This window comes from Halomonas sp. G15 (genome assembly GCF_021282295.1).
Taxonomy (GTDB): Bacteria; Pseudomonadota; Gammaproteobacteria; order Pseudomonadales; family Halomonadaceae; genus Halomonas; species Halomonas alimentaria.
The window spans coordinates 1-11035 of the sequence record NZ_JAJSPA010000060.1 but is presented as its reverse complement, the minus strand read 5'-3'; the positions used below and the strand labels follow the sequence as shown (position 1 = coordinate 11035).

Below are 11035 nucleotides of genomic sequence, written 5' to 3'. Positions count from 1 at the left end.
CAAGCGCTGGGTTCTCGATGCCGCGATCAAGCAGATCAACGAGCACACCGATATCACGGCGATATACGAGCAGCACAAGCGGGGCCGCTTGATCACTGGGTTCTCATTCAGCTTCGTGCTCAAACCGTCAGAGAAAGCTGACAGGCGCCGTAAGCCGAAGCCTAAAAAGGGCGACGCGAAAGGGGCGCTGTATGGCATTCCCCGGGCAGTGATCGAGGCGCAGGCGCAGCCCGGCGAAGGCTATGAGGATGCCGCCTTGCGGCTGCTGGACGAGGCTCGCAGGAGGAAAGCGTGATGCCCACGGTACTGCGCCTGGACGGCTTCAAGTTCTTCTTCTACTCAGATGAAGGCGACCCCCGCGAACCACCCCATATCCACGTGTTCAAGGCAGGGCTGGAAGCCAAGTTCTGGCTGACCCCCGACGTGCAGCTTGCCCGCAACGATGGCTTCGATGCGAAGACGCTGCGCAAAGTCTCTACCCTGGTGGCTACCCACCGCGATCAACTGGAGAGGGCCTGGCATGAGCACTTCGCCTAAGAACGTCACTTTCGACGCCGACAGCTTCTGGGTTGAGCTTAGCGACGGTCGCACGCTCGGCGTGCCGCTGGCCTGGTACCCTCGCTTGCTCAACGCGACAGCGGAGCAGCTCGCTGACTATGAGCTCAGCGCGCGCGGCATCCACTGGGATGCCCTGGACGAGGATATCTCCGTGGAAGGCCTGCTCGCCGGACGTGGCGATCAGACACGTCGCCGGAGAGCGGTTGCCTGATGGCCCCCGAGGTCCTCCTGCCGCTTGGCATCCTGGTGGCCGCCTGTCTGCTGTTCGGCAGTGGGCTGCTGTGGGCCCGCCACCGCGATCGCCAAGCGACACAGCGGCGCTCTCCGCGCCGCTAGCGGGCCAGGGTTGTTCCCGCTCGCTACGCTCGCTGCATGGGGGCTGCGCCCCCATACCCCCGCCTGAGTCCCCTATATAGGGGACGCTGACCCGATTTGCTGTCGCGTTGCGACAGCAGACGCCTCGCTGTGCTCGGCGCAGCCGCCCAGGGTGTGTCGCTGTCGCGTCGCGACAGCGAAACGGTCTCGCCGTGGCTCGACCGGCGCCCCAGCAGGGGCGCTGTGCACTGACGTGCACGGCGGCGCTGAGCGCCGCTCGCGCCTGCCGGCGCGGGGCCGCCCAGGGGACGGCGCTGCCGCTGCGCGGCAGCCTGGCCGGCTCGCTGTGGCTCGCCGGGCGCCCCTGCGGGGCGCAGTGGCGGGGGCGCGGAGCGCCCAAATTCCGCCACGCTGGGTACATCGCTTCGCGACGTCCCCAGCGGGGCGGGGCCTGCCCTACGATAGAATGGCGCACATAGATGCACGCATACAGTGCCCTGTGCTAATCTGGGAGGCGCAGTGGCCCGTGTGTGACGCAGCCAGCCGCGTCCGCCACCGCCCTTGGGCTGGCACCCGCGACCTAGAGTCGCCTGCTAGCAGCCCAGCTAGCGCCCCTGCGATCGGTGCCGCAGCCCAAAACTGCATCGAGGGACGGCCCACCCATGGCCATCGGGAGAGCAGGCCCGCCGTATCCGCCCAGAGCCAGAGCGCAGGATAAACGGGGTCGATGTCCATCCAACGATGGGCGCCGCGTGGTACATGCGGAGTTCTTACACCTGGAGTGCCCATGGATGGATTCGATGCCGACACGGAGCTGGAGCGTGTCCACGAGCTGAAAGCCCTACGCCGCCGGCGCCCCTACTGGCGCGGCCGCTCCCAGCTCGATCCCTACACCGCCGAACTGCTGGCCTTGCACGATCAAGGCGGCACCCCCGCCGATCTCCGCGCCTGGCTGGCCATGCCGCCGCGCCGTCTCTCCGTCGCCCACAGCACCGTATCCCGCTGGCTGCGCCGTACCCTGGAACAACGCCAGGCCGACCGAGGGAGTCGCTGATGGCGAAAATGCATGGCTGGGTGAAAGCGGCGACGCAGGCCCGCAGCGTGATGCAGCAGCTCCAGGGCGCGACCGTTCAATCGGTGCGTAGCGTCGGCAACTACGAGGCTGCGCTGACCCACGTGGCCCAGTGGCTCAAGGACGAGTACCGCGCTGGCCGCGAGGCCGGCACGCTCCTCGAGCTAACCCCACAGCAGGCCGTTGCCTACCTCGAGCAGCGCGGCGAGGCCGTGGGCCAGAAAACGCTCGATCAGGAGCGTCAGGCCATCCAGCTCATGCAAACCCACGTGACGGGCCAGCTCGCCCAGGGCGAGCGGCTGCCGGTGGTGCGCAGCGAGCTCGAGCAGGCCGAGGCCAGCCGCAGCTACACCCCCGACCAGGTGGCCGCCGTGGCGGATCGCCAGCACGAGCCCAACGCCCTGGCCACGCAGATCGCCCACGCTGCCGGCCTCCGGGCCCATGAGCTGCTGACCCTGCGTCCCGCCCACGAGCGCCCCGCCGATGAGCGCCCGGCGCGGGAGGAAAAATTTCAGGGCCGCGAAGGCGAGCGCTACACCGTGATCGGCAAGGGCGGGCTATGCCGCGAGGTGCAGCTCCCCCGCGACCTGGCCACCCGCCTCGAGGCCACTCGGCTGCCGGAACCGCAGGCCGTCACCGATCGCGGCGTGCACTACCAACAGCACTACGCCATCGGCGGTGGCCAACGCTGGTCGAACTCCTGGAGCCAGGCCAGCAACGCCGCCCTGGGCTGGTCGAACGGCGCCCATGGCGTGCGGCACTCCTACGCCCAGGAACGCATGGGCGAGCTGCAGCGGGGCGGCCTGGCCTACCGCGACGCTCTCCAGGTCGTCAGCCAGGAGATGGGGCACTTCCGGCCCGAGATCACGGAGGTCTACCTACGATGAGTACGCGAGTGATCGCCCTGGTCGCGGGCCTGATCGCCGTCACGGGCCTGGGTGCATGGTTGCATCTCAGCATCGTGCCGGATATCGCCTGGCGGGCAGCCGATGGCAGCGTCTCGACTGGCTGGTCGGCCATCCGCAACGCCTGGCCGGTCTGGGGCAGTGCCGGGGTGCTCCTCGGCCTGGTCGGGCTGGTCGTCGGTTCTACCATCGGCGAGACGGCCAGAGAACGCGATCTCAGGGCGAAAGCCGCCCAAGCCCATGGAAGGGCAACCCAGGCCGAGAAAACGGCTCAGACGGCCACACAGGACGCCCAAGAAGCCGTCAGCGCCGAGCGGGCCGACCTGGAACGACACCAACAGCAGGCCCGCGAGCTGGTCGCGGCCGCCAAGGCGGCTCGGGCCGCTGCCGACCGAGAGTCACAGCGTGCTCAAGCACGGGTGGGTGAACTCGAGGCCGAGCTGGCCGAAGCCCGGTACCGCCTCGAGCACTGTGTCGCAGCCACCCACCGCCGCAAAAAGCGCATCCAACACCTGGAGGCCGAACTGGCCACGCTGCGCGGCGAGATCCTGCCCTAGCCACCCAAGGTGCCCCCGCACCCCCGGCCCTCTGGGCCGGTCGCTTACGCGCTAACGCCCTTCGGTTGTTGGGTACGCCCCTCACCGCACGCCCGGGGTCGTTCGTTCCTCACTCCCACCTGGGCGCACGTCTCGGGCCGCACCTGGGGAGCAGTGCTCTCGCATTTTTCACCCCTTCCCTCTGGTTTGCAGATGCCGCGTCAGCGGCATGGAGGCGCGTAGCGCCGGGAACCGGGTTTGGTGGGCGAAGCCCACCGCCCTGCCGAACAGGGGTTTAGTGCGGGCTTGCACGGTTGTCTCGCGGCGTAGCCGCCCACCACCAGGGGCGCAGGCGCGAAGCGCCTCGAAGCCCCGCTAGCCGCGCCTCTGGCGCGTCATAGTTAGGCCCGCGAAAGCGGGGGCGGAGCGAAGCGGAGGGTAGGCGAGCGCGGAGCGCTCAAAGCGCGGTAGCGCTTCAGGTTTGGGCGGCTAAATCCCCCCACACCCCATAGATACAGAAGGGGGGATTCTGTAGGCCCCATGAATACTGGGCTGAGCTTTTTTTTCGTTAGCACCGGTGCTAACGTCTTTAGCGCCGGTGCTAACAATCACATGCATGGAGCGTCCCGGATGTCGCGGCGGATTATTGAACAAGTTGACCAGGAAACTGGCGAGGTCCTGGAAGGTTTTGTGGCTGTTCTACAGCCGAAGCGAAAGAACGGTTTTACAGAGGGGTGGGTAGCCATGGCACAGAACTCTATGATGGCAATGGCGCAAGCCGATCTGAGCGGCGAAGCAATGCGGGTTTTCTTCATCATTGGTGCTCACATTGACTTCGAGAACTGGATTCAAGTCAGTCAATCTCAGCTAGCTGACCAGATTGGCATGACGCGATCCTCTTTCAATCGGGCTCTGAAGCGCTTGGAAGCAGAGGGGATCATCCTGAGAGGCCCTAAGGTCGGTCGGTCTGCGACATTCCGGTTGAACCCCGAGTTCGGCTGGAAGGGCAGCGCAAAAGGCCACCGGGAGGCTCTCCAAGAACGCATGCGTGAACGTGGGTTGCGTGTCATCGAGACAAATCGGGACAGGGATGATGGATGATCTCCAGCGCCGTCGTTATACCGCTAGCCGACTAGGGAAAGCGCTTGTCCGGATGCAGTCTGCCAAGACCAAGGCAGAGAAAGAGCAGGCGTCCAAATGGGCTGCCGCCTGGGGGACTGCAACCGGTGTAGCCCCTAGGCTCTAGACTGAAACCCGCTGAGGAGGGCACCACATGAACACCCAGCTAGATCCGCTCATCAGTGAGTTTGATACCCAGGAGCAGGCGGACAGCTACGATCGCTGGTTTCGTGGCAAGGTGCAGGAAGCCATGGATAGCGATAAGCCGGCTCTTCCCCACTCCGAAGCCATGGCTAAGCTGGATCGCCTGATGGCAGAGCGCCGGAGACAGCGCATTGAGTGAATTGGCCAACGAGCCTGTCTGGACTGACGAAGCGCTGTTAGACCTCGCCGATATCCTCTCCTACATCGAGCAGTTCAACCCGCTCGCTTCACGGACGCTGCGTCACACCATTGAGTCGGGCGTTGAGCAACTGCCCCGCACCCCTCTAGGGTTTCGCGAGGGGCGCGTAGCTGGCACGCGAGAGTGGGTGGCTCATCCCAACTACATCGTGGTGTATCGCGTCGAGGCCACCACCATCGAAGTGCTGCGCGTGCTCCACGCACGCCGAGAGTATCCCTAACCCAGCCAGCCCCCATAGCCCCATCCCGAACAATCAAACCCCGCTACGGCGGGTTTTTTTGTGCCCTGGTGGTCGAAATACACCCCGCTGCCGGGATTTTTTCGTATCTCTGGTGTATTTTGTATTGTATTTCGTATCGTATAAAATATAATATGAAATACAAAATACGATACAGCAGAGAGGTACACCCCATGGCACGTCCTGGCATCACCTACGACGAAGTTGCCGCCACCGCCGACGCTTTGGTTGGGCGCGGCGAGAAGCCCACCATCGGCGCGATCCGCGCCGAGTTGGGCACCGGTAGTCCGAACACCATCCACCGGCACCTTTCCGCCTGGAAAGCGGCCCAGGCGCCGGCTGAGCGCCACGCAACCAGGCTCCCGGACGAGCTTGCCAGTGCTCTCGCCCAGGAGATCGAGCGCCAGGCCGCCGCCGCCCGCGCTGATGCGGAAGCCGAGGCGCTGGACGCCCGGCAGACCGCCGATCAGCTCGCAGAGATCGGCGAAACCCTCGAGGAGGAGGCCGCTGCCGCCGTGGCGCGTGCTGAAGCCGCCGAGGCACACGCCGCGACGTTGGAAGGGGAACGCGACGAGGCCCGCCGCACCGTCGCCGACTTCCGCGAGCGCGTCCGTGAGCTAGAGGCCCAGCGCGATGCGGCACAGCAGGAGCTTGCCGAGGCGCGCAATCGCATCACCACGCTGACCGAGCAGCGCGACGACGAACGCCAAGCCCGTCAGCAGGCCGAGACCGAGAGCAAAGCCGCCACCGCGGCCCGCGTCGAGGCCGAGCGTTCGCTGGCCGTGGCCCAAGCCCGCACCGAGGCCGCCCATGAGGCGGCCGACGAGCGGGCCCGTGCCCTGGACGCTGAGCGGCAGGCTCGGCGTGACGACGCCGAGGCGCACCGGCAGGCGCTGGCAGAGCAGCGCGACGACTGGCGTGAGCGGCTGGCGGCTGTCGAGCAGGCCGCCCAGGAGGCCCGCCAGGCAGCTCAGGAGGCGACCAATGGCCGCACCAAGGCGGAGACCCGGGCCGAGGCCCTGGCCGCCCGCCTGGATGCGCTGAAAGCGCCCGAGGCAAAGGGCGACCAGGGCGACCTCTTGCAGGGGTGACGGCAACGGTCTCGCTCGGGCTCGACCGGCGCCCCTGTGGGGCGCGGTGCACTGACGTGCACCAGCGGCGCTCCGCGCGCCGCCCGCACCTGGCGGTGCGGAGCCGCCCTCCACGGGCGGCGCCGTTCCGTCGGAACAGCAACCCCACCGGCTCGCTGTGGCTCGCCGGGCGCCCCTCTGCGGGGCGCTGGGCGGGGGCGCTTCGCGCCTACCCCGCCCCGCTGGGTACATCGCTTCCGCGACGTCCCCAGCGTGGCGGAATGGGCTTTTCCAGCTAATGGCGCATATAGATGCACGCACATCATACTGCGTGCTAGACTGAGGGCGTTTGCCGTCACCGACGTGTGCCCCAGGGCACATGCTGTCCGCCGAGCAGCAGCGACGCAATTCGGTCCCCCGCGCACAGCGCGGCACAGCGCTGGCAGCACCGCCAGCACCCTGCGAACGATGCCGCAGCCCAATCAGCATCGAGGGATCGCCCCTCCGGGGCATCGGGAGACCAGGCCCGCCGAGTCCGACCAGAGCCTTAACGGCAGGACACACCGGGGTCGTAGTCCGCAGTCATGCGGGCGACCAGGCAATGAATGCCTGGCTTGTTCTTACAGTCACCATGGAGCTGTGATGGGGTTCGACGCCGACGCGGAGCTAGATCGTGTCCACGAACTGAAGCGCCTACGACGCCGGCGCCCTTACTGGCGAGGCCGCTCGCAGCTCGATCCCTACACCGCTGAGCTGCTGGCCCTATACGACCAGGGGGCCACGCCCGCCGATCTGCGCGATTGGCTCTCGATGCCGCCGCGTCGCCTCACCGTTCACCACTCCACCGTCAGCCGCTGGCTGCGCCGCACGCTCGAACAGCGCCAGGCCGACCGCCGAGGGGGCCGCTGATGGGTGCCTGGGCCAAGCCCGCTAGCCAAGCGGGCCACATCATGCGCGAGCTGCAGGGCAGCGTGGTCGAGTCGGTACGGAGCGTCAGTAACTACGAAGCGGCGTTAACCAACGTCGCTCAGTGGCTCAAGGACGAGCACCGCGCCGGCCGCGAGGGCGGCGACCTGCGTAGCCTGACGCCAGAACGCGCCCGCGAGTACCTAGAGCAACGCGGCGAAGCCGTGGGCCAGAAAATGCTCGACCAAGAGCGCCAGGCGATCCAGCTGATGCAGCAGCATGTCAGCCATCAGCTCGCCCAGGGCGAGCGCTTGCCGGTGGTACGCAGCGAGCTGACACAAGCCCTGGAGAGCCGCAGCTACACCCCCGCCCAGGTGGCCGCCGTGGCGGATCGTCAGCACGACGCCAACCGCCTCGCCACCGAGATCGCCCATGCCGCCGGCCTGCGCGCCCATGAGCTACTGACCCTGCGCCCCGCAGCCGAGCAACCGGCCGACGCTCGCCCGGCGCGAGACGAAAAATTCGCCGTCCGTGAAGGCGAACGATACACCGTGCAAGGAAAAGGGGGCCTGGTGCGGGAAGTTCTGGTGCCTCGCGAGTTGGCCGACCGGCTCGAGGCCGCCCGGCTCGCCGAGCCCCAGCGCGTCACCGATCGCGGCGTGCACTACACCCAGCACTACGCCATTGGTGGCGGTCAGCGCTGGTCAAACAGCTGGAGCCAGGCCAGCAACGCCGCCCTCGGCTGGTCTAACGGCGCCCACGGCGTTCGCCACAGCTACGCGCAAGAGCGGATGGGCGAGTTGCAACGCGCCGGGCTGAGCTACCGCGACGCACTCGAGACGGTCTCACAGGAAATGGGGCACTTCAGAGAGTCGATCACGGAGGTCTACCTGCGATGAGCGCCCGACTGGCCGTGTTATGCATCGGGCTGGCCCTGGTCGCCGTCCTGGGGGCCTGGCTACATCTCAGCGTCGTGCCCGATATCGCCTGGATAGCCCATCGTGGCGGAGTCTACACGGGCTGGGGAGCCATCCGGGCGGCCTGGCCCGTCTACGCCACCGCGGGGGCCCTCCTGGGGCTCCTAGGAATCTTGGTCGGTGTGTTTGTGGGAGAGACGGCCCGGGAGCGCGATGCCCTGGCTCGGATCGCCACAGCTGAAGCGCGAGCGACCCTGGCTGAGGAAGACGCGCAGCACGCCCAGGCTGAGGCCGAGGCGGCACTGGCCGCCCAGCGGCAACGCGCCGAGCGCGCAGAACAGAAAGCTCGCCAGCGGGAAGCTGCCGCTGAGCAGGCACGGCGCGACGCGGCGGCGCAGCTCCCCCCGGTGTACCAACGCATCACCGAGCTCACCGAAGACAATGCCCTGTTGAAACGGCGCCTGGCCGGCGCCCTGGAGTCCCTGGAGCGCCGCAAGCGCCAGGTGAAGGAGCTTCGGCAGTGACCGATAGCACGGACGAGGCAAAGATCCTCGACCAGATAACGACATGGGCCGGCTCCCCGGCTGCTGCCCGGTCTTGGTACCAGTCGTACCCAATCGCCTCGCTCGGCGGGATGACGGCCCAGCAGCTGGTTACCCAAGGCCGCACCCGCGAGGTCCTCGCCTACCTGGCTCACATTCGCCAGGGCGGTTACGCCTGACCCTGACAGCTCCGCCCCTGCACCACACAAACCCCGCCGTGGCGGGGTTTTTCGTGCCTGGACACCAACGACACGCCCCGCTGCCGGGATATTTCGTAGCATATCCGTATTTCGTATTGTATTTTGTACTGTATAACATATAATATGAAATACGTTATACGGTACAGAGGAGAGGGATACGATATGGCACGCACCGGGATCACCTACGAGCAGGTCGCTACCGTCGCCGACGCCCTGGTGGGGCAAGGCGAGAAGCCCAGCATCCAGCGCATCCGTGAGCAGCTGGGCACCGGCTCGCCCAACACCATCCACCGCCATCTCAAGGCCTGGAGATCCACCCAGGCGCCTGCCGAGCGCCGCGCCGCGCGGCTGCCGGACGAGCTGACCGCCGCCCTGGCCGAGGAGCTGGAACGCCAGGCCGCCGCGGCACGCGCCGACGCCGAGGCCGAAGCCCTGGAGGCACAGCACACCGCCGACGAGCTGGCCGCCACCGGCGAGCAGCTGGAGGAGCAGCTGGAGGAGCTAAGCGGCCAGGTAGAGACCCTGGAGAGCGAACGCGATCGCGTCACCGGCGAGCGCGACGAGGCGCGCAGCGCCCTGGCCGAGTTCCGCGAGCGGGTGCGGGAGCTGGAGACCCAGCGCGACGACGCCCGGCAGCAGCTGGCCGAGGCCCGCAACCGCTGCCAGACCCTCGAGGAGCAACGCAACGAGGAGCGCCAGGCCCGTATCGAGGCACAGCGTGAGGCCAAGCAGACCGATCAGGCCCGCATCGAGGCCGAGCGCGCCCTGGCCGTGGCCGAGACCCGCACCGAGGCCGCACAGGACCAAGCCGAGGAGCGGTCCAAGGCCCTGGATGCCGAACGCCAGGCCCGCCGCGAGGATGCCCAGGCCCACAAGCAGGCCCTGGCCGAGCAGCGCGACGAGTACCGCGAGCGCCTGGCCGCCCTGGAGCAACAGGCCCAGGAAGCCCGCCAGACGGCCCAGGAGGCTGCGCAGGGGCGTACCAAGGCCGAGATACGGACCGAGGCTCTAGCGGCTCGTCTGGACGCCCTGGAGAGCCAGAAGGGGCAACGAGGAGACGATCAGCCCTCGTTGCCGCTGGAATGAGATCCGCGAAGCGGATGCAGGGGCGCTTGCGCCCCGGTAACGGGGCTTGGTGGGCGAAGCCCACCGCCCTGCCGAACAGGGGTTGCTGCGGACCTGCACGGCCTTTCGTGGCGTAGCCACCCACCTGCAGGGCGCGCAGCCGCGTAGCGGCTCGAAAGCGCCCGTTAGGGGCGCCGTAGGCGCCACCTCATCAGGCCCGCGAAAGCGGGGGCGGAGGGCGAGGAACGAGCCCGGAGGGTAGGCGAGCGCGGTAGCGCTCTCGCGTGCGCGCACGCGCGCGTTTTAATAAATTTAAAGACTTTAAAGACTTTAGGTGTATCTAAGTTGTTGATAGAAAAGAAATAGCAGGCCAATAAGGCGAGAGATTCCGAGTGATAAGGCGAGAGATTCCGAGTGATAAGGCGAGAGATTCCGAGTGATAAGGCGAGAGATTCCTTGTTTAAGGCGAGACAGATCGATAGCCTCGCCTTAATGACTTGGAGGATACATGCCGAAAAAGCCTGTCGTTAAAAAATCCAATGCGCTGATCAATGCCTCGTACACGATTTCGTTAGCCGAGCAGCGGCTGATCCTGCTGGCCATCGTCAGCGCCAACGGTGAGCTGGAGAAGATGGGAGAGCTGACTGTCCGCGCCCAGGACTACGCCGATCAATGGGGCGTGAGCCTATCGACCGCCTACGAGTCGCTGAGGGACGCCGCTGAACAGCTGTTTGAACGCCGCTTCACGTTCCAGGAAGAGACCACGAAGGGATTAAAAACGACCGTCAGCCGCTGGGTGTCCCATGTGGCATACGTCGAGGGCGCGGCCAGTGTCGATCTAGCGTTCGCTCCGCATGTGCAGCCGCTGCTGTGCGACCTCCGGGAAAAATTCACTCACTACGCACTAGAACAGGTGGCCAACCTGTCGAGCGTGCATGCCGTGCGCCTCTACGAGCTGCTGATTGCATGGCGCTCGACGGGGCAGACCCCAGTCATCGAAGTGGCCGAGCTGCGGCAACGCCTGGGAATTGAATCTGCCAAGTACCCACGCATGACCGACTTCAAGCGCTGGGTTCTCGATGCCGCGATCAAGCAGATCAACGAGCACACCGATATCACGGCGATATACGAGCAGCACAAGCGGGGCCGCTTGATCACTGGGTTCTCATTCAGCTTCGTGCTCAAACCG

The 11035-nt window shown here is 66.6% G+C and carries 16 protein-coding genes and 1 pseudogene; all 17 read left to right on the top strand.

Annotated features, from left to right (window positions below; genetic code table 11):
• Positions 1-295 (top strand): annotated as a pseudogene (locus LWH48_RS18470) (replication initiation protein); the annotation flags it as partial.
• The gene (locus LWH48_RS17375; protein ID WP_232913563.1) at positions 295-537 is read left to right on the top strand and encodes a DUF4160 domain-containing protein; all 243 of its coding nucleotides are present in this window, start codon (positions 295-297) and stop codon (positions 535-537) included. The pseudogene LWH48_RS18470 and the gene LWH48_RS17375, both read left to right, overlap by 1 nt.
• Positions 521-769 (top strand): DUF2442 domain-containing protein, encoded by a 249-nt coding sequence (locus tag LWH48_RS17370; RefSeq protein WP_232913562.1) that lies wholly within the window; start codon positions 521-523, stop codon positions 767-769. The genes LWH48_RS17375 and LWH48_RS17370 overlap by 17 nt, the downstream gene beginning before the upstream one ends.
• Positions 769-894 carry a hypothetical protein gene (locus LWH48_RS18325; protein WP_269816254.1) on the top strand — a complete coding sequence of 42 codons (126 nt, stop codon included), beginning with the start codon at positions 769-771 and terminating at the stop codon, positions 892-894. The genes LWH48_RS17370 and LWH48_RS18325 overlap by 1 nt, the downstream gene beginning before the upstream one ends.
• 766 nt (positions 895-1660) lie before the next feature.
• A complete protein-coding gene (locus LWH48_RS17365) occupies positions 1661-1927 on the top strand; it encodes a hypothetical protein (protein ID WP_232913561.1) in 267 nt (88 codons plus the stop codon).
• Positions 1927-2832, top strand: a complete 906-nt coding sequence (locus LWH48_RS17360; protein WP_232913560.1) for a hypothetical protein — start codon at positions 1927-1929, stop codon at positions 2830-2832. The genes LWH48_RS17365 and LWH48_RS17360 overlap by 1 nt, the downstream gene beginning before the upstream one ends.
• Positions 2829-3407, top strand: a complete 579-nt coding sequence (locus tag LWH48_RS17355) for a hypothetical protein (RefSeq protein ID WP_232913559.1) — start codon at positions 2829-2831, stop codon at positions 3405-3407. The genes LWH48_RS17360 and LWH48_RS17355 overlap by 4 nt, the downstream gene beginning before the upstream one ends.
• Positions 3408-3926: 519 nt before the next feature.
• On the top strand, positions 3927-4487 hold the full coding sequence (locus tag LWH48_RS17350; protein ID WP_232913558.1) for a helix-turn-helix domain-containing protein: 561 nt from the start codon (positions 3927-3929) through the stop codon (positions 4485-4487).
• Positions 4488-4659: 172 nt separating this feature from the next.
• A complete protein-coding gene (relB, locus tag LWH48_RS17345; protein WP_232913557.1) occupies positions 4660-4848 on the top strand; it encodes a type II toxin-antitoxin system RelB family antitoxin in 189 nt (62 codons plus the stop codon).
• Entirely contained in the window at positions 4841-5128 is a 288-nt protein-coding gene (locus LWH48_RS17340) for a type II toxin-antitoxin system RelE/ParE family toxin (protein WP_232913556.1), read from the top strand. Before relB ends, LWH48_RS17340 begins: the two co-directional genes overlap by 8 nt.
• A gap of 191 nt (positions 5129-5319) precedes the next feature.
• Positions 5320-6237: a DNA-binding protein gene (locus LWH48_RS17335; RefSeq protein WP_232913555.1), complete on the top strand. Its 918-nt coding sequence runs from the start codon at positions 5320-5322 to the stop codon at positions 6235-6237.
• 621 nt (positions 6238-6858) lie between these two features.
• Entirely contained in the window at positions 6859-7125 is a 267-nt protein-coding gene (locus tag LWH48_RS17330; RefSeq protein ID WP_232913554.1) for a hypothetical protein, read from the top strand.
• A gap of 41 nt (positions 7126-7166) precedes the next feature.
• Positions 7167-8021 carry a hypothetical protein gene (locus LWH48_RS17325; RefSeq protein ID WP_232913553.1) on the top strand — a complete coding sequence of 285 codons (855 nt, stop codon included), beginning with the start codon at positions 7167-7169 and terminating at the stop codon, positions 8019-8021.
• Complete coding sequence (locus LWH48_RS17320) at positions 8018-8563, top strand: hypothetical protein (RefSeq protein WP_232913552.1); 546 nt, start codon at positions 8018-8020, stop codon at positions 8561-8563. The genes LWH48_RS17325 and LWH48_RS17320 overlap by 4 nt, the downstream gene beginning before the upstream one ends.
• Complete coding sequence (locus tag LWH48_RS17315; protein ID WP_232913551.1) at positions 8560-8760, top strand: antitoxin Xre/MbcA/ParS toxin-binding domain-containing protein; 201 nt, start codon at positions 8560-8562, stop codon at positions 8758-8760. The genes LWH48_RS17320 and LWH48_RS17315 overlap by 4 nt, the downstream gene beginning before the upstream one ends.
• Positions 8761-8943: 183 nt before the next feature.
• Positions 8944-9867 (top strand): DNA-binding protein, encoded by a 924-nt coding sequence (locus tag LWH48_RS17310; RefSeq protein ID WP_232913550.1) that lies wholly within the window; start codon positions 8944-8946, stop codon positions 9865-9867.
• A 487-nt stretch (positions 9868-10354) separates the two neighbouring features.
• A partial coding sequence (gene repM, locus LWH48_RS17305; RefSeq protein ID WP_232913549.1) for a replication initiation protein RepM occupies positions 10355-11035 on the top strand: 681 nt, incomplete at its 3' end.